Source organism: Planococcus antarcticus DSM 14505, assembly GCF_001687565.2.
GTDB lineage: Bacteria > Bacillota > Bacilli > Bacillales_A > Planococcaceae > Planococcus > Planococcus antarcticus.
In genome coordinates this window covers 3,742,001-3,765,545 of sequence record NZ_CP016534.2, presented here as the reverse complement: position 1 = coordinate 3,765,545, position 23,545 = coordinate 3,742,001, and the positions used below count along the sequence as shown (strand labels likewise).

General features: G+C 43.6%; 25 protein-coding genes. 24 read left to right on the top strand and 1 reads right to left on the bottom strand.

Annotation, left to right across the window (positions count from 1 at the left end):
- Positions 1–490 precede the first annotated feature (490 nt).
- The 15 genes from rpmH to BBH88_RS18330 all read left to right on the top strand — a co-directional run bounded on the left by rpmH (position 491) and on the right by BBH88_RS18330 (position 13,776).
- Positions 491–628 carry a 50S ribosomal protein L34 gene (gene rpmH / locus BBH88_RS18400; protein WP_006830546.1) on the top strand — a complete coding sequence of 46 codons (138 nt, stop codon included), beginning with the start codon at positions 491–493 and terminating at the stop codon, positions 626–628.
- 79 nt (positions 629–707) lie between these two features.
- Positions 708–1,046: a ribonuclease P protein component gene (gene rnpA, locus BBH88_RS18395; RefSeq protein WP_006830547.1), complete on the top strand. Its 339-nt coding sequence runs from the start codon at positions 708–710 to the stop codon at positions 1,044–1,046.
- Positions 1,047–1,106: 60 nt separating this feature from the next.
- Positions 1,107–1,886, top strand: a complete 780-nt coding sequence (gene yidC, locus BBH88_RS18390) for a membrane protein insertase YidC (RefSeq protein WP_006830548.1) — start codon at positions 1,107–1,109, stop codon at positions 1,884–1,886.
- The gene (jag, locus tag BBH88_RS18385; RefSeq protein ID WP_006830549.1) at positions 1,883–2,620 is read left to right on the top strand and encodes an RNA-binding cell elongation regulator Jag/EloR; all 738 of its coding nucleotides are present in this window, start codon (positions 1,883–1,885) and stop codon (positions 2,618–2,620) included. The genes yidC and jag overlap by 4 nt, the downstream gene beginning before the upstream one ends.
- 390 nt (positions 2,621–3,010) lie before the next feature.
- On the top strand, positions 3,011–4,396 hold the full coding sequence (gene mnmE / locus BBH88_RS18380) for a tRNA uridine-5-carboxymethylaminomethyl(34) synthesis GTPase MnmE (protein WP_006830550.1): 1,386 nt from the start codon (positions 3,011–3,013) through the stop codon (positions 4,394–4,396).
- A gap of 22 nt (positions 4,397–4,418) precedes the next feature.
- The gene (gene mnmG, locus BBH88_RS18375) at positions 4,419–6,308 is read left to right on the top strand and encodes a tRNA uridine-5-carboxymethylaminomethyl(34) synthesis enzyme MnmG (RefSeq protein WP_006830551.1); all 1,890 of its coding nucleotides are present in this window, start codon (positions 4,419–4,421) and stop codon (positions 6,306–6,308) included.
- Between the two features lie 142 nt (positions 6,309–6,450).
- A complete protein-coding gene (gene rsmG / locus BBH88_RS18370; protein WP_006830552.1) occupies positions 6,451–7,164 on the top strand; it encodes a 16S rRNA (guanine(527)-N(7))-methyltransferase RsmG in 714 nt (237 codons plus the stop codon).
- A gap of 83 nt (positions 7,165–7,247) precedes the next feature.
- Positions 7,248–8,114, top strand: coding sequence for a nucleoid occlusion protein (noc, locus tag BBH88_RS18365; RefSeq protein WP_006830553.1), 867 nt, complete (start codon positions 7,248–7,250; stop codon positions 8,112–8,114).
- A gap of 155 nt (positions 8,115–8,269) precedes the next feature.
- Entirely contained in the window at positions 8,270–9,031 is a 762-nt protein-coding gene (locus tag BBH88_RS18360) for a ParA family protein (protein WP_006830554.1), read from the top strand.
- Entirely contained in the window at positions 9,024–9,857 is an 834-nt protein-coding gene (locus BBH88_RS18355; protein WP_006830555.1) for a ParB/RepB/Spo0J family partition protein, read from the top strand. Before BBH88_RS18360 ends, BBH88_RS18355 begins: the two co-directional genes overlap by 8 nt.
- A 161-nt stretch (positions 9,858–10,018) precedes the next feature.
- Positions 10,019–10,732 (top strand): DUF554 domain-containing protein, encoded by a 714-nt coding sequence (locus BBH88_RS18350; protein ID WP_006830556.1) that lies wholly within the window; start codon positions 10,019–10,021, stop codon positions 10,730–10,732.
- A gap of 18 nt (positions 10,733–10,750) precedes the next feature.
- Positions 10,751–11,641, top strand: a complete 891-nt coding sequence (locus tag BBH88_RS18345; RefSeq protein WP_006830557.1) for a mechanosensitive ion channel family protein — start codon at positions 10,751–10,753, stop codon at positions 11,639–11,641.
- Positions 11,642–11,658: 17 nt separating this feature from the next.
- On the top strand, positions 11,659–11,859 hold the full coding sequence (locus BBH88_RS18340; RefSeq protein WP_006830558.1) for a DUF951 domain-containing protein: 201 nt from the start codon (positions 11,659–11,661) through the stop codon (positions 11,857–11,859).
- An 88-nt stretch (positions 11,860–11,947) separates the two neighbouring features.
- Positions 11,948–13,048, top strand: a complete 1,101-nt coding sequence (ychF, locus tag BBH88_RS18335; RefSeq protein ID WP_006830559.1) for a redox-regulated ATPase YchF — start codon at positions 11,948–11,950, stop codon at positions 13,046–13,048.
- 347 nt (positions 13,049–13,395) lie between these two features.
- On the top strand, positions 13,396–13,776 hold the full coding sequence (locus BBH88_RS18330) for a gamma-glutamylcyclotransferase family protein (RefSeq protein ID WP_006830560.1): 381 nt from the start codon (positions 13,396–13,398) through the stop codon (positions 13,774–13,776).
- Positions 13,777–13,789: 13 nt separating this feature from the next.
- Here the strand turns inward: BBH88_RS18330 and BBH88_RS18325 are convergent, their stop codons facing one another.
- Complete coding sequence (locus tag BBH88_RS18325; protein ID WP_065536336.1) at positions 13,790–14,347, bottom strand: DUF3267 domain-containing protein; 558 nt, start codon at positions 14,345–14,347, stop codon at positions 13,790–13,792.
- Between the two features lie 176 nt (positions 14,348–14,523).
- Between BBH88_RS18325 and rpsF the strand changes: the two genes are divergently transcribed.
- From rpsF to yycF, 9 genes are all read left to right on the top strand, one after another.
- Positions 14,524–14,811 (top strand): 30S ribosomal protein S6, encoded by a 288-nt coding sequence (gene rpsF / locus BBH88_RS18320; RefSeq protein WP_006830562.1) that lies wholly within the window; start codon positions 14,524–14,526, stop codon positions 14,809–14,811.
- 51 nt (positions 14,812–14,862) lie between these two features.
- A complete protein-coding gene (ssb, locus tag BBH88_RS18315; protein WP_006830563.1) occupies positions 14,863–15,336 on the top strand; it encodes a single-stranded DNA-binding protein in 474 nt (157 codons plus the stop codon).
- A 49-nt stretch (positions 15,337–15,385) separates the two neighbouring features.
- Complete coding sequence (gene rpsR, locus BBH88_RS18310; RefSeq protein WP_006830564.1) at positions 15,386–15,622, top strand: 30S ribosomal protein S18; 237 nt, start codon at positions 15,386–15,388, stop codon at positions 15,620–15,622.
- A gap of 553 nt (positions 15,623–16,175) precedes the next feature.
- Positions 16,176–17,135 (top strand): YybS family protein, encoded by a 960-nt coding sequence (locus tag BBH88_RS18305; RefSeq protein WP_006830566.1) that lies wholly within the window; start codon positions 16,176–16,178, stop codon positions 17,133–17,135.
- A 14-nt stretch (positions 17,136–17,149) separates the two neighbouring features.
- A complete protein-coding gene (locus BBH88_RS18300) occupies positions 17,150–19,126 on the top strand; it encodes a DHH family phosphoesterase (protein ID WP_006830567.1) in 1,977 nt (658 codons plus the stop codon).
- On the top strand, positions 19,123–19,572 hold the full coding sequence (gene rplI / locus BBH88_RS18295) for a 50S ribosomal protein L9 (RefSeq protein WP_006830568.1): 450 nt from the start codon (positions 19,123–19,125) through the stop codon (positions 19,570–19,572). The genes BBH88_RS18300 and rplI overlap by 4 nt, the downstream gene beginning before the upstream one ends.
- Before the next feature lie 12 nt (positions 19,573–19,584).
- The gene (gene dnaB, locus BBH88_RS18290) at positions 19,585–20,940 is read left to right on the top strand and encodes a replicative DNA helicase (RefSeq protein ID WP_006830569.1); all 1,356 of its coding nucleotides are present in this window, start codon (positions 19,585–19,587) and stop codon (positions 20,938–20,940) included.
- Positions 20,941–21,071: 131 nt separating this feature from the next.
- Positions 21,072–22,358, top strand: a complete 1,287-nt coding sequence (locus BBH88_RS18285) for an adenylosuccinate synthase (protein ID WP_006830570.1) — start codon at positions 21,072–21,074, stop codon at positions 22,356–22,358.
- Between the two features lie 478 nt (positions 22,359–22,836).
- A complete protein-coding gene (gene yycF / locus BBH88_RS18280) occupies positions 22,837–23,544 on the top strand; it encodes a response regulator YycF (protein ID WP_006830571.1) in 708 nt (235 codons plus the stop codon).
- Position 23,545 lies beyond the last annotated feature (1 nt).

The following is a 23,545-nucleotide window of genomic DNA, read 5'->3' as shown; positions in this document are numbered from 1 at the left end:
TAGCTCTTCTCCTTTATATGTAACTATATTTTAAAGTATATCATACACAAAATCACAGCTTGTGGATAACATTTGCAAACAAGGTGGTAAATAACTATCCACACCTTACCCACAATTTGTGGATAACTTATTTGAGGCGAAAACTATTAACAAGTGAAAACAAGTTAATGTTATCAAAAAAGAGTAGACAATACAAGAAATTCTTTAAGTTATCCACACATTTATTTTTGTTGACATTAAACCTATCCACAAGAGGTTTGTATGTTAAAAAACTGTAGATAAGGCATGTGGATAATTATTTCTGAGAAAAAAACTGTGCACAGGTCATCAAGGGGGAAATTTGAGAGCTGTGTATAACTTGAAGAGGATAGAGGACGGAGATTCAGAACAGTTTTGTAATAAGACATTGACATTTGCACCTGTGCGCCTTTATAATAGTCGAGACTGTCTTTAGAAAAATAGTTAACTCTTATTATAGGAGGTGTCACATATGACATTGCGCACATACCAACCAAATACACGTAAACACAGCAAAGTACACGGCTTCAGAGCACGTATGAGCACAAAAAACGGACGCAGAGTAATAGCTGCACGCCGTCGTAAAGGAAGAAAAGTATTATCAGCTTAAGTCCACTGACCGCATCAGTGGTCTTTTTTTCTTTTCTGCTCTATTTTGGCGGAAGGCATTAAAATAAGCAGGTGAAAAAATGAACAAGCACCAACGGATCAAGAAGAACAAAGAATTTCAGCATATTTTTAAAAAAGGAAAATCTTTCGCGAATCGGCAGTTTATCGTTTACGTATTGAAAGGTGAACAAACTGAATTTCGCTTAGGATTGTCCGTCAGCAAAAAAGTAGGGAATGCAGTCGCACGCAATCGTATTAAACGCTACACGCGGCAAACTTTCTTGGAATTGAAAGACGACTTGCAGCCGAAAGACTACATTATCATCGCCCGACCACAGGCGGCCACATTAGATTTTCATGAAAGCAAGAAAAGTTTAGAACATGTATTGAAGATTGCACGCGCATTGCCAAGAAAGTAGAAGACTATACAGAATAGATGTTATTATGGAAGTAATTGAAATTAGTTTGGGGGAAGAAGGGTGAATAAGAAATTAGTTTTGCTTATTTCACTGATTGCAGTAACGTTGCTGCTTTCCGGCTGTACGGAGTTTGACCAGCCGATTAGTGACCAGAGTGAAGGATTTTGGAATGAATTTATCGTTTGGCCATTGGTATCAACTATCACGTTCTTCAAGGATTTACTTGGAACTTATGGTTTCGGTATTATCGCTGTTACGATTATTATCCGGTTGGTAATGTTGCCATTGATGATTAAACAGACGAAAAGTTCAAAACGTATGCAGGAAGTACAACCTGAACTTGTGAAACTGAAAGAACAGTACAAGTCGAAAGACGCTGTCACTCAGCAGAAATACCAAAAAGAAATGATGGCGCTGTTCCAGGAAAAAGGCGTCAACCCGATGGCAGGTTGTTTGCCTGTGTTGATTCAAATGCCGGTTTTGATCGGGTTTTATCACGCCATCAGCCGCATGAACAGTACACCCGAAATCGATTTGGGCGCATTTTTTATTTTCCCGCTAGCAGAACCTAGTATCATTTTAGCGGTTATCGCCGGTTTGATGCAATTTGTTGTATTGCGGACTGGACCAGCAATGGACAATCCCCAAATGAAGATCATGATGTATTTCATGCCGGTAATGATCATTGGATTCGGTATTGTGTTGCCTTCTGCATTGACACTTTACTGGGTTATCGGAAATATCATTTCTCTTATTCAAAATTTGGCAATTTACCGTCCGTGGGAGAAAAAAGATGTGCAGCAGCCTGTTAAAATGAAAGCAGGAGGGGCTAAAAAGTGAAACAGATTACGCAAACGGGTTTAACTGTTGAAAACGCGATATCTGAAGCATTAGAAAAACTCCAAGTTACACGTGAAGAAGTAAGCATCGAGGTCATTCAGGAAGAGAAAAAGGGTTTTTTCGGTTTTGGTGTCAAGAAAGCAGAAATTGAGGTTACCGTAATTGAAAAAACGTCGCTTCCTGAAAAAGAAAAAACGGATGAAACGACAGAAAAAGTTGTTGAAATCACAGAAGTGCCTGAAAAAGAGGGAGAAAAGGAAAAAGTTCCTACCATCTCTAATGAACAGGCGATTCAAGAAACAAAAAATTACATTCAATCGATTGCCAAAGGCATGAAAATCGAGGATTTATCGATTACACATGAGCAGCGGGGTAAGAAAGTGAATTTTTACCTGGAAAGCGAAAAAGTGGCCATGCTGATCGGCAAACGGGGACAAACCTTGAATTCTCTTCAGCAATTGGCTCAGCTGGTTGCTAATAAATACTCAAACCAGTTTATGATGGTTCAACTGGACGCTGAGAATTACCGGGAACGCCGTCAGGAGACGCTGGAACAATTGGCGGATCGGATGGCGGACAAAGCGATTCGGACCGGCGGGCGAGTTCAATTTGAACCGATGCCGTCCTACGAACGAAAAGTCATCCATCAGGCATTATCAAGGCGTTTGGACATTGATACGTATTCGGAGGGGAAAGATCCCAACCGCTATTTAGTCATTAAACCGCATAAATAATCTAAAGCTCGCCAATATGGCGGGCTTTTTTTATGCCTAATTGACGGAATTTATCAAAATGAAGCACTGTGTCTTTTGATTTCAGGTACTTTATGCTATTGTAGTATGTTAGAAAGCCATGTGTATTTATTGGTTGTCCACATGTGGACAACTTTTTTAGAGTAAAAAATAAAGTTATGAACATATATTTTGGTGATCGGGCTACGGCGCTGCTTTATTTGTTATCAACAGAGCGGGCGCTGCCGCTTTTCAAATATCTAGCTGTATCGGCCTGCTCCTAGGGTCATAAGTCGACTCAGCCCCGTGGCCAAAACCGCCACAAGGTTGGTCTGTCTTATGCTTGTCGGAGCAAAACGGCCGTTGCCGCTTTTCTTAAGAGGAGGGAACATCATGGAATTCGACACAATCGCTGCCATATCGACACCGAGCGGAGAAGGAGCAATCGCAATCGTCCGCTTGAGCGGTCCGGAAGCTGTAGTTATTGCAGATAAACTGTTCCGGGCTCCCAGCAAAAAGGCATTGGCTTCTCAGGTGACTCATACCATCCATTACGGACATCTTGAAGATCCAGCAACAGGAGAAGTAGCCGAGGAAGTTATGGTCTCGCTCATGAAGGCACCCAAAACCTTCACGCGCGAGGATGTTATTGAAATCAATTGTCACGGCGGAATTGTGTCGGTCAACCGTGTGCTCGAACTGGCCTTGCGCGCAGGCGCAAGACTTGCGGAGCCTGGAGAATTTACCAAACGGGCATTTTTGAACGGGCGCATCGATTTGTCCCAGGCGGAAGCGGTCATGGACTTGATTCGTGCGAAGACGGATCGTGCTATGGATGTCGCACTCAATCAGATGGAGGGACGGCTGTCGAAGTTAATCGGTACGCTGCGCCAGGCATTGCTGGAATCCATTGCTCAAATGGAAGTCAATATCGATTACCCAGAGTATGACGATGTAGAAGAAATGACACGCCCGATTATGCTGGAAAAATCAAAATGGGTTCGTTCGGAAATCGATAAATTGCTGCAGACTTCTTCACAAGGGAAAATATTGAGAGAAGGGCTTTCAACCGTGATTTTGGGGCGTCCCAATGTTGGGAAATCTTCTCTATTGAACAGCCTTGTCCAAGAAAATAAAGCCATTGTCACAGAAATAGCGGGAACGACCCGTGATATAATAGAGGAATACGTAAATGTTCGTGGTGTGCCGTTGCGTTTGGTCGATACGGCAGGTATCCGGGAAACGGAAGATATTGTCGAGCGAATCGGCGTTGAACGTTCACGGAAAGTATTAAAAGAAGCCGATTTGATTCTTTACGTTCTAAACTACGCAGAAGCACTGACTCCAGAAGACGAGCTGCTGTTTGAGACGGTCAAGGATATGGACTATATTGTCGTTATCAACAAAACTGATTTGCCGCAAAAAATCGATTTAGAACAAGTTCAGAAACTAGCAGGCGATAAACTGCTGGTGACAACTTCTCTGATCGAAGAAGAAGGCATCGACCAGCTTGAAGAAGCTATTGCAGCACTGTTTTTCCAAGGGGAAATCGAAGCAGGGGACATGACCTATGTATCCAATGTGCGCCATATTGCATTGCTGCACCAGGCACATAAAACTATTTTAGATGCTATTAGAGCGGCTGAAATGGAAGTTCCCGTGGATATGATTCAAATTGATGTTACTCGAACTTGGGAACTTCTTGGTGAAATTATTGGAGATACCGCAGATGACGGCCTCCTCAACCAATTATTCTCTCAGTTCTGTCTAGGGAAATAAAACTCGAAGGGAATGAACGAACATGCCACAATACGAAGCAGGCACGTTCGATGTCATCGTTGTTGGAGCCGGACATGCAGGAGCAGAAGCTGCTCTTGCCTCGGCACGAATGGGCGCTAAAACGCTTGTTTTAACGATGAATCTGGATATGATCGCATTTATGCCATGCAACCCATCGATTGGTGGGCCAGCGAAAGGCATCGTTGTACGTGAAATTGACGCACTGGGCGGAGCCATGGGGCGCGTTATCGATAAAACACACATTCAAATGAGAATGTTGAATACAGCAAAAGGACCGGCCGTGCGTGCATTGCGTGCACAAGCTGACAAAGTGCTCTACCAGCAGGAGATGAAACGCCTGATGGAAGAAGAGCCGAACTTAACCTTACATCAAGGGATAGCTGAAGAATTGGTCGTTGAAGACGGCAAAATCCAAGGACTGATCACACAAGTTGGAGGCATTTACCGTGCCAACTCCGTCGTTATTACGACCGGAACATTCTTGCGCGGTGAAATCATCATTGGAGATCTGCGCTATTCAAGTGGCCCTAATAACCAGCAACCTTCCATTAAATTGGCAGAAAATCTAGAAAATCTTGGTTTTGAAACTGTCCGCTTTAAAACAGGGACACCTCCGCGCGTCAACAGCAACAGTATTGACTACAGTAAAACTGAAATTCAGCCCGGCGATGATGTACCACGTGCATTTGGTCATGAAACTACTGAATACATCACGGATCAGTTGCCATGCTGGTTAACGTATACAAATGAACACACGCACCAAGTGATTGATGACAATCTTCACCTGTCACCGATGTATTCCGGAATGATTAAAGGAACCGGTCCACGTTATTGTCCTTCAATTGAAGACAAAGTGGTTCGTTTTAATGATAAACCACGTCATCAGATTTTCCTAGAACCCGAAGGTCGTAATACGCGTGAGGTTTACGTACAAGGTCTTTCAACAAGTTTGCCTGAACATGTACAACGGAAGCTATTAGAATCCATTCCGGGGCTTGAGAAGGCTGAAATGATGCGTGCAGGTTATGCTATCGAATATGATGCCATCATTCCAACGCAATTATGGCCGACATTAGAGTCGAAAAAAATTGAAAATCTCTATACTGCAGGACAAATCAATGGAACCTCTGGCTACGAAGAAGCAGCGGGACAGGGCTTGATGGCCGGAATTAACGCAGCAGCAAAAGTGTTAGGCAAAGAAGAAGTTATTTTAAGTCGTTCTGACGCTTATATTGGTGTACTGATCGATGATTTGGTGACAAAAGGAACCAATGAGCCTTACCGTCTGTTGACATCTCGTGCAGAATACCGCTTATTACTTCGTCACGACAATGCAGATATACGTCTGACTGAACTGGCTTATGCAATTGGCTTGGTTAAAGAAGAGCGCTATGTGAAATTCCTTGCAAAAAAAGAACGTATTGAAGAAGAAATTAAGCGTTTGAGAAGCGTCATGATCAAGCCAAATGAAACGACCCAGCAACTGATTCGTGATGCAGGAGGCAGTGAATTGAAGGACGGCATTCGCGGAGCGGATTTATTGAAACGTCCGGAAATGACCTACGAAATGATTTCTCAGCTGACAGCCTCTACGATAGAGTTGGAAGAAGAAGTAAAAGAACAAGTCGAAATTCATATTAAATACGAAGGCTATATCGAAAAATCATTGCAACAAGTCGATAAACTCAAAAAAATGGAAAACAAAAAGATTCCAGACAAAATTGATTACCATGCAATTTCAGGAATTGCGACTGAAGCCCGTGGTAAACTCGCGGAAGTTCGTCCGCTTTCAATTGCACAGGCTTCTCGCATCTCTGGTGTGAACCCGGCTGACATATCCATCTTATTGGTGTATATTGAACAAGGAAAGATCGCGAAAATTTCAGTTTGATCGTAAAGATAAAAGAGTTTGCTAAACAGACATAATAACTTTTTGAACAAAAAGGCATAAGCTAGACAACAGAATGGGCTGGCTCACACCAGCCCATTTGCTTTTACATAGAAAATTCATAAAAAAGAGGGAGGAAGCCAGCTTGAGTGAACAACAGTTTAAAGATGCCCTCAGTGAAAAAGGCATCTTCCTGACCGAAGAGCAGTTAAAGCAATTTCGGATTTACTACGAGGAACTAGTCGAATGGAATGAAAAAATGAATCTTACGGCAATCACGGAACAGCCAGCCGTTTACTTAAAGCACTTCTATGACTCGATCACTGCCGCATTCTATTTGGATTTTACAAAGTCCATGAAACTTTGTGACGTCGGAGCTGGAGCCGGATTCCCCAGCATTCCACTTAAAATTTGTTTTCCTCATATCGAAGTGACGATTGTGGATTCCTTAAACAAACGCATTCAGTTTCTCGAGCATTTGAGTAGCAAACTTGGACTCACTAAAGTGCAATTCGTCCATTCAAGAGCAGAAGATTTTGGACAGTCTTTGCACCGTGAAAGCTATGACTTGGTAACTGCACGTGCTGTAGCCCGTCTGTCGGTCTTGGCAGAATTGTGTGTGCCACTTGTGAAAAAAGGTGGGGTGTTTGCGGCAATGAAAGCCGCATCTGCTGCAGATGAATTAGATGATGCGGAAAAAGCATTGCTGAAGCTGGGCGTGAAATTGGATGCTATTCATTCCTTCCTGTTGCCAATAGAAGAAAGTGAACGCTATATCCAGGTCTTTAAAAAATTTAAACAAACACCAAAGAAATATCCACGGAAAGCTGGAGTCCCGAATAAGTCGCCAATCTCTTAATGTTTCACGTGAAACATTTTACTGCCAGGGGAACAAAAAAAGATTCAGTAGCAAAATGAGCTTGTAAAAGGTGGTGCTTGAGGATGAAAAGTCCTTTCTCTCGTTTCTTCGGAGGCGGCGATAAAGCAAATGAGACAACGAAGAAGGAAGTGGCAGAACACAAGGCTTCAGAAGAAGTACTGAAATTGCCGCTAGACAAAATACATGCCAATAAATTTCAGCCAAGAACAGTATTCGATCAAGAAAAGATTGAAGAATTGGCAAGAACAATTCATGTACATGGGGTGATTCAACCGATTGTGGTCCGAAAATCCGATAATGAAGGAGAATATGAAATCATTGCCGGAGAACGGCGTTTCCGTGCGATGAAATCACTCCTTTGGACGGAAGTCCCGGCAATCATCCGTAATTTGAGCGATAAGGAAACGGCGTCTATCGCGTTGATAGAAAATCTTCAACGTGAAGAACTGACTTCAATAGAAGAAGCTCACGCCTATCAAAATCTATTGGAAATACAGGAGATTACGCAGGAGGCACTGGCACAACGCCTTGGTAAAGGACAGTCTACGGTGGCCAATAAGTTGCGGCTGCTGAAATTGCCAGAAGAAATTCAAACGGCTTTACTGAACCGGCTGGTGACTGAACGGCATGCCAGAGCTCTTTTGCAGGTGAAAGACGCAGAGTTGCAGAAAAAACTATTCGAGGAAACGATTGAAGAAAGCTTGAATGTAAAGCAGCTGGAAATGAAAGTGACGAAACTATTTTCAGATGAGCCGAAAAAACCGAAGGCACGTAGAAAAGCAATAAGTAGAGACATGCGAATTGCGATGAATACGATTAAAGAATCCTTGAACATGGTTTCTAAAAGTGGGATTGATTTAACAACGGAGGAAGAAGAACATGAAGAATATTATCAAATCACAGTGAAAATTCCGAAAAAGAAATCATAAGTGCTCTTTCCAGTATGGAAAGAGCTTTTTTAATGGCTAGATCGTCGTAATTTTGAAAAATTTTGATACAATAGAAAAATGGGAGCCGGACAGAATAGCTAAAAGAATGGTTCCGCAGTAAAATGAAGAGAGTGTTAAAGAAAGTTGGTGCAAGTGTGGGTAGAACTATTGCGATCGCCAATCAAAAAGGCGGCGTAGGAAAAACAACGTCTTCAGTGAACTTAAGTGCCTGCCTTGCTTATTTAGGCAAAAAAGTGTTGTTAATAGATATTGATCCTCAAGGAAATGCCACTAGTGGAGTGGGAGTAAACAAAGGGGATGTCGATCAATGCATCTACGAAGTGTTGATAGATGACGTAGATGTTAAGAGTACGATCATGGAAACGAAAGTAGAGAATCTGCATGTGGTCCCTGCTACGATTTCTCTTGCTGGAGCTGAGATTGAACTGGTTTCGACCATTTCACGAGAAGCTCGATTAAAAAATGCACTGGAAGAAGTCAAAGATATGTACGACTACATAATCATTGATTGTCCGCCATCTTTAGGTTTATTGACATTGAATTCACTAACGGCTTCTGATGCGATTATTATTCCTGTGCAATGCGAATACTATGCATTAGAAGGACTAAGCCAATTATTAAGTACGATCCGCTTAGTACAAAAGCATCTAAATCATGATTTAATGATTGATGGTGTCTTATTGACGATGCTGGATGCCCGGACGAATTTAGGAATACAAGTAATTGAAGAAGTAAAAAAATATTTTCAGGACAAAGTTTATAAAACGATCATTCCAAGAAATGTTAGGTTGAGCGAAGCACCGAGCCACGGAGAGCCAATTATTATCTATGATCCAAAATCCAGAGGCGCAGAAGTGTATTTAGAATTGGCGAAGGAAGTGATTCATAATGGCTAAAGGATTAGGAAAAGGCATTAATGCATTGTTTCCAGGCGAAACAGTCAATGAAGCGGATAAAGTGAACCAAATCAATGTCGGTGAAATTCGTACGAATCCTTATCAACCACGGAAAATATTCGATCAAGCTGCTCTAGAGGAATTGGCTGAGTCCATAAAAGAACATGGGATTCTGCAACCGATTATCGTTAGAAAAGCTGGTGAAAAATTCGAACTAGTCGTAGGAGAACGCCGTTTCCGTGCAGCTAAATTAATTAAACTAAAAGAAATTCCAGCGATTATCAAAGAGTTGACAGATCAGCAGATGATGGAACTTGCTATATTGGAAAACCTTCAACGGGAAGATTTGACGCCGATTGAAGAAGCAGAAGCTTATCAGAAACTGATGGAAGCGCTGAATTTGACTCAAGAACAGCTTGCTTTTCGCTTAGGGAAAAGCCGGCCACATATCGCCAACCATGTACGTCTTTTGACCTTGCCGCAAAATGTTCGCAAACTTATCTCGGAAAAGGAACTGTCGATGGGCCATGGCCGTACATTGCTAGGGCTAAGAAGCAAAAAAATGATTCCGGAGACAGCTGAAAAAGTGGTCAAAGAAAACTTAAATGTTCGTCAACTGGAGAATTTGGTGCAGCGCTTGAATGAAGATGTTCCACGTGAAACAATCGAGAAAAAGAAAGATATTTTTATAGAAGAAAAACAATCTGAACTTAGAGATCGCTTCGGCACAAATGTTCAAATTAAGAAAAACAAGAACAAAGGCAAGATAGAGATTGAGTTTTTCTCAGAAGATGATTTGGAACGGATTTTAGAATTGTTAAGCTGACATATGCCTATTTTCCGGAAAGGGAAAATAGGTTCTGTTTTTGATAAATGAAATATATGTGAGTCAATGCACAGCGTTTTAGTGGAAATGGAATACTTCCCTTGAAAAGAAGGAGAAGAGAACCAATCAGGAAATAGAGGCTTATAAGGAGGAGGAATGCAGTGGTTCTCTTTGGGACGTTGATAAATGCGATTTTAATTATTGTGGGAACCATTATTGGAAGAGCACTCCGCAATATTCCTGAAAAGATGAAAGAGACGGTCATGTATGTAATTGGACTGGCAGTGGTTGTTCTTGGCTTGCAAATGGGATTTGAAAGCCAAAACTTTGTTATTGTCATTATCAGCTTAGTACTGGGAACGGTCTTAGGTGAATGGTCAAATATAGATGGAAAATTGAATGCGTTTGGTCATTGGATTGAGCGCATGCTTGGAGCAAAAGAAAGCAAAGGCAGCATTGCCCAAGGGTTTGTTACAGCTACTTTAATCTTTGTGATTGGCGCGATGGGGATTATTGGTGCCATGGAGAGCGGATTGAGCAATGAACATGGTGTCTTGATCTCTAAAGGGATTATTGATGGATTTACGTCCATCGTCTTAGCTTCCACACTTGGATTCGGGGTCCTGCTTGCTGCGATTCCAGTATTCGTTTATCAGGGGTTGATTGCCTTGTTTGCAACTCAAATCAGCCTGGCCATCCCTGATGCTGCGTTAGATATGTTCATCATGGAAATGAGTGCAACCGGCGGTGTCATGATTGCTGCAATTGGGTTGAATATGATGGGCGTAACGAAAATTAGAGTGGCGAACTTGTTGCCGGGTATATTGGTTGTCGGAATAGTGGTTACGATTATCTATAAATTCAATTTAATGTAAGTGCAGGAAGGTGAAAGAGTGAATGTTGAAAAAATAACACAGCGAATTTTAGATGTAATTTCAAATGAAGCAATGTGGATAGACTTAGCTGTTATTTTTCTGAAAGTAATATTGATTACAATAGCTGCAGTCGTCGCGGTGAAGGTGCTGCGTGTGCTGATCCGCAAAACTTTTTCGGTCCGGATTAAAGGCCCCTTGCTTTATAACGAGCGGCGCCAGCAAACATTATCGAAACTATTGTCGAATGTAGTGGCTTATGTCGTTTATTTCATCGCAGGTGTTTCGATCCTGTCAACGTTTACGATTGATATTACCGGGTTGATAGCCGGGGCAGGGGTTCTGGGGCTAGCCATCGGTTTTGGTGCTCAGAATTTAGTGCGGGATGTCATTACCGGGTTCTTTATTATTTTTGAAGATCAGTTTTCGGTAGGGGACTACGTCCGGATTGGAGCTGCAGAAGGCACGGTGGAAGAAATTGGCCTACGTACGACAAAAGTAAAAGCCTGGACTGGAGAATTGTTTATTTTCCCAAATGGCACGATAACCGATGTCGTAAACTTCTCAATCCATAATTCCATTGCGGTGGTAGACGTCAATATTTCCTATGAATCGGATATCACGCGCGTGGAGAGCTTAATCATGGAATTTCTGGATAGTTTACAGGATCGATATGAACAAATCATCAAGCCTGCAGAATTGCTGGGTGTTCAAAACTTGACAACGACTGAAATCGTTATGCGGATAACAGCAGAAACTTTGCCAATGCAGCATTTTGCGATAGCCAGAGAGATGCGTCGTGATTTGAAGGATTTTCTAGACCAACGGGGAGTTGAAATTCCTTACCCGCGCATGGTGATGATGCAGCGTTCTCCGGAAGAAATGGCTACAGCAAAAAATGCTAAAACTTAATAGGAGGAGGCGAACTCATGGAAATGAAGGAGTTTGGGCTGAACGATGTAGTTGAAATGAAGAAAGGCCATCCGTGTGGAGCCAATGCCTGGAAGATTATTCGCATGGGGGCTGACGTCCGGATTAAATGTGAGGGTTGTCAGCATAGCGTGATGCTGCCACGTATGGAATTCAATAAAAAGATGAAAAAGGTTTTAATTAAAGCCGAAGCAGAATGAAAAATGGACAATTTTAGATTTCGTTCTTATAATGAAATGGTTGTGTAAAAAATAATTCGTTTGATATAGAGGAAAGGTTGTGCATCCTATGGCATTAACTGCAGGGATTGTAGGATTACCAAATGTGGGGAAATCCACATTATTCAATGCAATAACTAAAGCGGGCGCAGAAGCAGCAAACTACCCGTTCTGTACAATAGATCCGAACGTTGGGATTGTTGAAGTTCCCGATGAGCGTCTTGATAAATTGACAGAATTGGTGGATCCGAAAAAAACCGTTCCAACAGCTTTCGAATTTACCGATATTGCAGGAATTGTTGAAGGTGCCAGTAAAGGCGAAGGACTCGGGAACAAATTCCTGTCTCACATTCGTGAAGTCGACGCGATTTGCCAAGTGGTTCGCTGCTTCGCTGACGATAACATTACCCACGTAACCGGAAAAGTGGATCCGATTTCTGATATTGAAGTCATTAACTTGGAATTGGTATTGGCGGATATGGAAAGTATTGAAAAACGCATTGCACGCGCAGCGAAATTAGTGAAACAAAAAGATAAGGACGCTGTTGCAGAAGAACCTGTCCTGATGAAATTACGTGAAGCTTTTGAAAACGGTGATTTAGCGCGTTCGATCGAATTCACAGAAGACGAGTTGCGCATTGCGAAAGGCTTGAATTTACTGACACTCAAACCGATGCTTTACGTGGCAAACGTCTCAGAAGACGAAATCGCAGATGCCGATAACAACGAATACGTTCAAAAGGTTCGTGAATTCGCTGCTAAAGACAATGCGGATGTTATCGTAATTTGTGCAAAGATCGAAGAAGAAATGGCTGAACTAGAAGACGAAGAAAAAGAAATGTTCCTGGAAGAGTTGGGCATCAAAGAATCTGGTTTGGACCAATTGGTCAAAGCCTCATACAACTTGCTTGGGTTAGCAACTTATTTTACAGCGGGCGTTCAAGAAGTTCGTGCCTGGACATTTAAAAAAGGCATGAAAGCACCACAATGTGCCGGTGTTATTCACTCTGACTTCGAACGCGGATTCATCCGCGCTGAAACGGTTGCCTACGATGAACTAGTTGAAACCGGCTCAATGGCGGCAGCAAAAGAAGCAGGGAAAGTACGTCAAGAAGGCAAAGAATACATCGTCAAAGACGGCGACGTAATGCTATTTAGATTTAACGTTTAAAAGCGGAAGCGACCGTTATGCTCCGACAGGCGTAGACGATCTGGTGAAGCGGCGTGTTTTCAGCCGCACAGCCAGAGTGGCTTACGACCCGAGGAGCAGGTCGATGCAGCTGGATGAGTCTAAAAGCGGAGGCGCCTATCAAGCCCCGACAAGCGCTGGAGACCTTGCAGGTAATGGCGATCTTTGCCATTGCAGGCAAGGGCGAAGCGACCTCGAGGGGTTGGGCGCCGCAGCTGGATAAGTCTAAAAGCGGAGGCGACCGTTCTGCTCCGATTTAACGTACCACAAAAACTAAAAAAGCAACCGGGTGCCTTGTCGCATCCGGTTTTTGCATGGAGGAATAGAAGATGTTGTTATTTGCATACGGAACGTTGAAGCAGGGCGGGAAGTATCATTGCTATTTAGAAGAAGCTGAATTGGTGGAAGAACAAGCAATGGGAAAAGGAACTTTGTATGATACAGGAATGGGCTATCCGGCAATGGTATTGTCAGGTACGGATCAAATTGAAGGGGAGATCTATGACATCCCAGACGTTCTATGGCCCGCGTTGGATTACCTTGAGGATTATTCAGGAGATCCCAAAACAGATTTATACGATAAAGTGACAATCGAAGCAAAAGCGAGCAATCATTCTTTTGAAACGATCGCTTATATCGCTAAAGACGAAAAATTGCTGAAACAACAGATTTCAACAGGGAAATGGAAAGTTCTCCATCCCGTGTTCTAGAACAAGCGCCGCATTAGTCGACGCTGCCATTTTCAGGATAATGATCGTAAACATGAAGGCGCGGCAGCGAAGGATCATCAACGATCCATGCCGTGTTTTTTTGTTTGCGTAATTCGTGGTACATGATAAAGTCACCAAAAGCTCCAGCCGTCAGCATCGCACCCAGTAGAACAAGCACTTGATTGTCTAAAGCAAATCCTGATACGGTAGGGATAAAGGCTGTCGTCCAAAAAGGCAACAACAAGGCTTTGCGCATGGCACGATTTTGAACAGGTCTATTGGTAGTAGCGTAGGCGATACCCATTTTTAGATTTACACCATAATTCAATGAAGAAACAGGAACTTTTCCAAACAGCACAAAACCAATTAAATGAAAAAGCTCATGCACAACAATCAAAACTACGTAGCCAAGCAGAAACAATAATATGCCCGCCAATGAAAAGCGAAACGATAATGGTTCATTGAAGAAATGGTAAGCGGCTGCAAACACAACCAGCAAAACGGCATTAAACCAAAGCGCTTTGGGGGCGATCTCATCCATTTTTAGCTCAATTATATGGGAGGGGGTCATAGCTTCACGTCCTTCTGTGTATGTATAAAAGTATAGATGATTTCATGTCAAAAATCATGCTTGCGAGCCCGTGTGAGTTGTGATACAATACAATGATGTGAGTAATATTTATGAATTGCTTGCTCCTTGCCCGCTGGATACAGCAGGGCCCAAGTCCATGAGGAGGTGACAACACGATGAGAGAATATGAATTAATGTATATCATTCAGCCTGCAATTGAAGAGGAAGCGAAAAAAGCTCTAGTTGAGCGTTTTAACGACATGCTTACTTCGAACGGTGCTGAAATCATCGAGTCGAAAGAGTGGGGTAAACGTCGTTTAGCTTATGAAATCAACGATTTACGTGAAGGTTTCTACCAAATCGTAAAATTAAACGCTGGTTCTGAAGCTATCAACGAATACACACGTCTTGCGAACATTAACGAAGACATTATTCGTCATATCGCTGTACGCAAAGACGCGTAAACAGGATCATGGCACTGAATTTTTTTTTGACTTGAAGGAGGTTGAATTCTGATGATTAACCGAGTTGTTTTAGTCGGAAGACTGACAAAAGATCCAGATCTTCGTTACACACCAAGCGGCGCTGCAGTTGCTCGCTTTACACTTGCTGTAAACCGGACATTCTCGAACGCTCAAGGTGAACGCGAAACTGATTTCATTAATTGTACCGTTTGGCGCAAACAAGCTGAAAACACAGCGAATTTCCTGAAAAAAGGAAGTTTGGCTGGCGTTGAAGGCCGAATCCAGACAGGTAGCTACGAGGGACAAGACGGGAAACGCGTTTATACGACAGAAGTAGTGGCAGATAGTGTTCAATTCCTTGAACCGAAAAGCGCCAATACGGACCGTTCACAAGGACAGCAGCCTTCCAATCAACAGAACCAATCACCGAGCCCAAGTCAGCAAAACCATACTCGTGTAGACGAAGATCCATTCTCGAGTGGCAGCGGTCCGATCGAAGTATCGGATGACGATTTACCGTTCTAAAATGGACTGAAACTGACGACCAACTATTAAGTAAAGGAGGTAATTCGATATGGCACCACGTCGCGGAGGAAAAAAACGGAAAAAGGTTTGTTACTTCACTTCCAACAACATCACGCACATTGACTATAAAGATACTGACCTGTTGAAGAAATTTATTTCTGAAAGAGGAAAAATCTTGCCACGTCGTGTTACAGGCACTAGCGCTAAATGGCAACGTAAGTTGACAATCGCTATCAAACGCTCTCGTATCATGGCACTTCTACCGTTTGTTGCGGAAGAAAGATAATTAAAGAAAAGCGAAAGCGCCCGTTGAATCTGGGCGCTGGAGTCTGGACAAAGATTTCATAAAGACCGGGAAACCGGTCTTTTTTTTATGCGTTGAAACAAGGACAGTGGGGTAAAGGGGAAGAACTCGCTCCAGATGGACGAGTGCGCGGATCTCCTTGCGACGAATCTTGTGCAGTGATGCAGGCAGTTGGTTTTCCGCTCTTTCTTCTAAGGGTGCTACAGCTGTTAATATATGAAAAAGAAATTTTCTATTCAGTAGGAGATGAAGCAAATCTGATGAAGACTTCCAAAGGAGCAGTGCAGCGAAGAAGCGACAGTTAGTTCGAGGCCAGCCGCATGACCCGAATCTTGTGAGCCCGAAAGCGGAGTTGATTTGTGGAATATTCAAACTCAGGAAAATGTAGCTTAAAAAAATCTTAACATGTTCTTTGCACCGTTTTATGCTTCAGCCCGGTTACGCTTCCCTCGGACCGCTCATTTTGTTCAGATTCTTGAATCATGGTACAATTATAAGGATGAAATCCACCCGAAAGAAGGGGAAAAGCAGTCATATGCAAAATCAACAAACGCGTCAACTTACAAACGGGGCAATGATGGCGGCAGTGTTTACCGTCCTGCTGGCAATCTCGGTATACGTGCCTGTGTTGAGTATAGTAAGCACTTTGATTCTAGCATTACCGGTCGCCTGGTACAGCGCAAAGTACCCATGGAAAGCCTCTGCGCTTTTTGCAGCAGTCTGTCTGGTGCTGTCGTTTATTATCGGCGGCCTTTTGTCATTACCACTTGGGTTGACCTTTATACCGTTTGGCTTGGCAATTGGTATTTCGATTTATTATAAGAAAAGCAAATTATTCATGTTCATGGGTGCCAGTATTGTTCTGCTGGTGGCCTTGATGGTCCAATACGTGGCTTCCATTGCGCTTTTTGGCATGAATGTATTGGAAGAGTTTAAAGCAACATTTGAGCAGTTCTTCGAGCAAACAGGTTCTTTGATGGAAAGTATGGATGCTCCGGAATCTTCTATGGAAGATTACAATGAATTTGTTGTGCAGTTTCAGTTTATGTTTGATACCTTGCTGCCGGTATTAATGGTATTAAGTGTCTTCATATTGGTATGGGTGCTGTTGCTGATCTTGCTGCCAATTTTAAAGCGTCTTGGAATTGCGGCTCCTAAGTTTCCGCCTTTCCGGAACATGAAATTGCCAAAATCTGTTTTATGGTATTATTTAATCGTGTTGCTTGTTTCACTGTTGTCGGATTTCGAACAAGGAACAATGGCGTACATGATTTTCATCAATGCAACTGTGCTGCTTCAATTCTTGCTATTCCTGCAGGGTATTTCTTTTTATCACTTCTACATCCACCAGGAAGGCTGGCCGAAGTGGGTGACAGTGCTGGTAACTTTGCTGGCATTGCCATTGCAGTCGTTTACGAGTATTATCGGAATCGTAGATCTTGGATTTGATATCCGAGGTTGGGTCAAGCGGGCACACGATTTTAAAGGAAAATAAGGAGCTGAAGAATAATGTCGGCTTTTTTCAGAAAAAGAAAACTTCGATATCCGCTTATAGCGCTGCTGGCTCTTGGTATGGCCGCAGCGATTCTGATTTCACTTTGGTCGGAATGGGCAGCTGGTATCTTTACGTTGCTTTTTACGCTCGCTTTTGCAATGGCGTGGGTGACAGAAAAAAGAGTCTATGAAGCTACTGAAAAACATATTGAAACCTTGTCTTACCGGATGAAAAAAGTCGGAGAAGAAGCATTGCTTGAGATGCCAATCGGGATTTTATTGGTCAATGAAAAACACAATATTGAATGGGCAAATCCCTATATGACATCGACACTCAAGTACGATACGCTAATTGGTGAGTCCCTCTATACACTGTCTGATGACTTCTACGCGTTGGTGAAATCCGAGGGGTCGAAAGATACAACCATCACGTTGGGAGGGCGTAAATATCGCGTGTATTACAAAGCGGACGACCGTTTGTTTTACCTCTTTGATATTACTGAACAAGTTGAAATTGAAACACTTTATCATGCAGATCGTACCGTAATTGGTATTCTATTCATTGACAATTACGATGAGCTTGCACAGGGGATGGATGATCAAACACGCAGCAACCTGAATAGTTTGGTCACATCGCTCGTCAACCAATGGGGCGAAAATCAAGGGATTTTTGTGAAGCGCATTTCGTCTGATCGCTTTATGGCTGTCTTCAACGAATCGATCTTAAAAGAACTGGAGCAGTCGAAATTCGCTATTTTGGATGATATCCGTGAAGTTACCGCCAAAGACAATTTGGCATTGACCTTGAGCATCGGGGTAGGCGCAGGTTCTCCATCCTTAGTTGAACTTGGCGGTCTGGCTCAGTCGGGTCTCGATTTAGTTCTCGGCCGTGGCGGAGACCAGGTTGCGATTAAGCATCCGAGCGGAAAAGTGAAGTTTTACGGCGGTAAGACCAACCCGGTTGAAAAACGGACACGGGTCAGGGCACGGGTTATTTCGCATGCGCTGCGTGACTTGATTCAGGAAAGTGATCAAGTGTTTATCATGGGCCATAAAATGCCGGATATGGATTCGATCGGCGCCGCAGTCGGTGTTGCCAAAATGGCTGCCATGAATAAAGTCAAAGGTCGAATCATCATTGATTTTGACGAATATGACCGCAGTGTCATGAGACTAATGGAAGCAATCGAAGGAGAACCTGATCTGTTCGATCAGTTTATCACGCCTGAGGAAGCGTTGGCGGATATGACCGAGCATTCCCTGCTCGTTGTCGTGGATACACACAAGCCTTCAATGGTTATCGATGAACGGGTGCTACAGCGGATGGAACGGGTTGTTTTGATTGACCATCACCGGAGAGGCGAGGAGTTCATTACCAATACGATGCTAGTCTATATGGAGCCTTATGCTTCCTCGACAGCAGAATTGGTAACCGAACTTATTGAATATCAGCCGAAGCACGAAAAACTGTCTATGCTGGAAGCAACAGCTATGCTGGCTGGGATCATCGTGGATACCAAAAGCTTTACCTTGAGGACAGGTGCCCGGACGTTTGAAGCCGCTTCTTATCTGCGTTCAAATGGAGCCGATACCGTGCTCGTCCAGCGCATTTTAAAAGAAGATCTGGAAACCTACGTGGAACGCGCGAAAATTGTACAGACAGTGGAATTTGTTGGTCAGGGCATCGCTATTGCAAGAGGTGAGTCTGACCGCGTCTACAGCCCAGTATTGATCGCTCAGACAGCTGATATTCTGCTGACGATGAAAGACGTTAATGCGTCCTTCGTGGTAGCAGAGCGCTCAGAAGGCGGTATCCGCATCAGTGCCCGGTCGCTTGGCGAAGTGAATGTCCAAATCATCATGGAAAATCTCGGTGGCGGCGGCCATTTAACAAATGCCGCCACCCAGATGCCGGATGTAACAATAGAAGAAGCCATTGAACAATTAAAAGCGGTAATTTTGGAAGATGATGAAGGAGGAGCAAACGAATGAAAGTGATATTTTTGAAAGACGTAAAAGGAAAAGGTAAAAAAGGTGAAATAAAAAACGTGGCAGATGGCTATGCGCATAACTTCCTGCTAAAGAACAATTTAGCCATCGAAGCAAATCAAGCGACTATCAGTAAACTGGACGGTCAAAAGAAAAAAGAACAAAAAGAAGCCGATCATGAACGCCAGGAAGCAGAAGAGCTGAAAGAAACGTTGGAAGGTCTAGTTATTGAATTGACAGCGAAATCTGGAGAAGGCGGACGCCTTTTCGGATCGATTACCACGAAACAAGTGGCGACAGCCCTTGAGAAAAAACACGGCATTAAACTGGACAAGCGTAAAATGGAGTTGGACGATGCAATCCGTGCACTTGGTTATACCAATATCCCTGTAAAACTGCATCATGATGTGACCGCTACGCTTCGAGTTCATGTTACTGAAGAAGCGTAAGGTGGGACACCGATGAACGAAACGATAGATCGTGTCCCCCCGCATAACCATGAAGCCGAGCAATCGGTCATTGGCGCCATCTTTCTAGAACCACCTTCCCTGATCACGGTTGCTGAAATCGTGATGGCAGAGGATTTTTACCGGATTGCCCATCAAAAGATTTTCCAGACGATGCTGAATTTATCAGATCATGGAAAAGCGATTGATGTCGTAACCGTGACAGAAGAGCTTTCTGTCAAAAAAGAGTTGGAGGACGTTGGCGGCTTATCGTATTTAACGGAAATCGCCAACGCAGTACCAACGGCAGCAAACGTTGCGCATTACGCCCACATTGTTGAAGAGAAAGCGCTGTTGCGGCGACTCATCCGTGTGGCCACCACGATTGTAGAAGATGGCTTTACACGCGAAGATGAAGTGGAAGCACTGCTTGCCGAGGCTGAAAAGAAAATGATGGAAGTTTCGAACCGGAAAAATGCCGGGGACTTTACCCATATCAAGGATGTGCTGGTTAAGACCTATGACAATATTGAATTGCTGCATACTCGCAAAGGGGACGTTACAGGCATCCCTACAGGCTTCCGCGACCTCGATAAGGTAACTGCAGGGTTTCAGCGAAATGACTTGATCATCGTAGCTGCACGGCCTTCTGTTGGTAAGACGGCTTTCGCTTTGAATGTCGCACAGAATGTTGCGACAAAAACAGACGAAAATGTCGCCATCTTCAGTTTGGAGATGGGTGCCGAACAGCTTGTCATGCGGATGCTTTGTGCAGAAGGCAATATCGATGCACAAGTGCTGCGGACAGGCGCACTTCAAAACGAAGATTGGCGCAAACTGACAATGGCTATGGGTAGTTTGTCGAATGCCGGAATTTTCATCGATGATACGCCGGGGATTCGTGTTAACGACATCCGTGCCAAATGCCGACGCCTAAAACAGGAATACGGGCTTGGCATGATCATGATTGACTATCTGCAGCTGATCCAGGGACCAGGACGCTCAGGCGAAAACCGCCAGCAGGAAGTATCGGATATTTCCCGTTCCTTAAAAGGACTGGCGCGTGAACTGGAAGTTCCGGTTATCGCCTTGTCGCAGTTGTCCCGTGGAGTAGAGCAGCGGCAAGACAAGCGGCCGATGATGTCGGATTTGCGTGAATCCGGAAGTATTGAGCAAGATGCCGATATTGTATCTTTCCTGTACCGCGAAGATTATTACGACAAGGAAACTGAAGACCAGAACATGATTGAAATCATCATCGCCAAACAGCGTAACGGCCCGACCGGTACCGTAAAATTGGCTTTTGTGAAAGAATACAATAAGTTCGTCACCATCGACTGGAGTCAGCACGAATCCGGAGGAGACTTTTAAACACGAACATTAAATGTGGTAACACATTTATATGTTCGTGTTTTCTTCTGTTCTGTATTGACGATAAGCGGTTCTATTGGTACAATAAACACTGTTTGAGACAGGGCATATGCCTAACGGAGGTGCGGACGATGACATCAGTCGTAGTAGTAGGAACGCAATGGGGAGACGAAGGAAAAGGGAAAATCACTGATTTTCTATCTGAACATGCAGAAGTGATTGCACGTTACCAAGGCGGAAATAACGCTGGACATACCATTATTTTTGGTGGAGAAACGTACAAATTGCATTTGATTCCTTCAGGGATTTTCTATAAAGACAAGACATCTGTAATCGGCAACGGCATGGTCGTAGATCCGAAAGCGCTTGTGAAAGAATTGAAAGGTCTTCATGACCGTGGAGTGACAACGGAGAACTTGCGCATTTCCAATCGCGCTCACGTCTTATTGCCATACCACATCAAGCAAGACGAAGTAGAAGAAGAACGACGTGGAGCAAATAAAATCGGAACAACAGGCAAAGGCATCGGCCCTGCTTATATGGACAAAGCAGCGCGTGTCGGAATTCGCATGGCGGATTTATTGGATCATGTTGTGTTCGAGGAAAAACTGCGCATGAATTTAAAAGAGAAAAATCGGCTGTTCGAGAAGTTTTATGAGACAGAAGGATTTACTGTAGAAGAAATCATGGAAGAGTATTATGCGTATGGCCAAGAAATCGCCAAATATGTAACGGATACATCAAAAGTGTTAAACGATGCAATTGATAATGGTCGTCGCGTATTGTTTGAAGGTGCACAAGGCGTGATGCTCGACATCGACCAAGGGACTTACCCGTATGTAACATCTTCCAATCCAGTAGCGGGCGGAGTGACAATCGGTGCAGGTGTTGGTCCGACGACAATCCAGCACGTCATTGGTGTCTGCAAAGCCTATACTTCACGTGTTGGGGACGGACCGTTTCCAACTGAATTATTCGATGAAGTGGGTCAGCAAATCCGGGAAGTTGGTAAAGAGTACGGAACAACTACAGGACGTCCACGTCGCATCGGCTGGTTCGACAGCGTTGTTGTCCGCCATGCCAGACGCGTCAGTGGCTTGACAGATTTGACAGTCAACTCAATCGACGTCTTGAGCGGCCTTGAAACGGTGAAGATTTGTACCGCTTATCGTTACCAAGGAGAACTGATCACGGAATACCCAGCGAACTTGCGTATGCTTGATGAGTGCGAACCTGTATATGAGGAGCTTCCAGGCTGGTCTGAAGACGTAACAAGCTGCAAATCACTAGATGAACTTCCTGATAATGCACGTCATTATCTTGAGCGCATTGCGCAATTGACAGGCGTTCAAATTTCTATTTTCTCTGTCGGTCCTGACCGTAATCAAACAAACATTGTTACGAGTGTTTGGAGATAATTTTCTTAGGAAGAGTGGGGAAGAAATTGCTACAGATGGACGCTTTCCGCGGGTTCGCGCCGAACTAACTCGGGCTTTTGGCCCGAGTGGATTTTGACACTTTGCTATCCCGCAGGAGTCGCCATCTTACGCGATTTCTTCTAAAGAGCTTTTCAATTTGTACACTCGATTCAACCCTATATCATTGCATCAAGCAGTCACCTTTGGGCGGCTGCTTTTTGCCGTCAACTATTTTTGCGATAAATGAAAAGAAGGACAACACTTGGGCGTGACAGATGTGACAGGAAAAAGGCAACTGCGGAACCATGCTATGATAATGGATAGTCGCGTGGCCAATTCAGGTTTTCAAAGGCGTGACAGAGATACAGGCCGCTGAATAGGTGCGAAACGGCCTAAAGAATGATAAAGTATAGGGTAGTAAAGAGTGTTCTACGGGAAAAATAAGGTGTAAGCGGAAAGAAAAAAGGGGAGAAAAACAATGAGTAAAACTATTTTGGTTGTAGACGATGAGAAGCCGATTGCAGATATTCTGCAGTTTAACTTAAAAAAAGAAGGTTTTAACGTAGTATGCGCTTACGACGGAGATGAAGCGATCAAGATCGCAGGAGAAATTCAGCCGGATCTGATGTTATTGGATATTATGTTGCCGAACCGCGATGGTATGGAAGTATGCCGTGAAATCCGCAAAAAATTTGATTTTCCTATTATTATGTTAACGGCCAAGGATTCGGAGATTGATAAAGTTCTCGGTTTGGAATTGGGCGCAGATGATTATGTCACGAAGCCTTTTTCGACCCGTGAATTGATTGCCCGCGTAAAAGCAAATTTGCGTCGCCAAAATATCGCACCAGCTGAGGATGAAGGACAAAATTCAAACGATATTCAAGTAGGTGCTTTGACGATTCAACCAGATGCCTATCTTGTTTTAAAGCGTGATGAAACCATTGAATTGACTCACCGTGAATTCGAATTGCTTCATTATCTGGGCAAGCATATCGGCCAAGTTATGACGCGTGAACATTTGCTGCAGACGGTATGGGGCTACGATTATTTCGGCGATGTCCGGACAGTGGATGTCACTATTCGTCGTCTGCGCGAGAAAATCGAAGACAACCCAAGCCATCCCGGGTGGATCGTGACGCGCCGCGGTGTCGGTTATTATTTGCGAAATCCTGAACAGGAGTAAT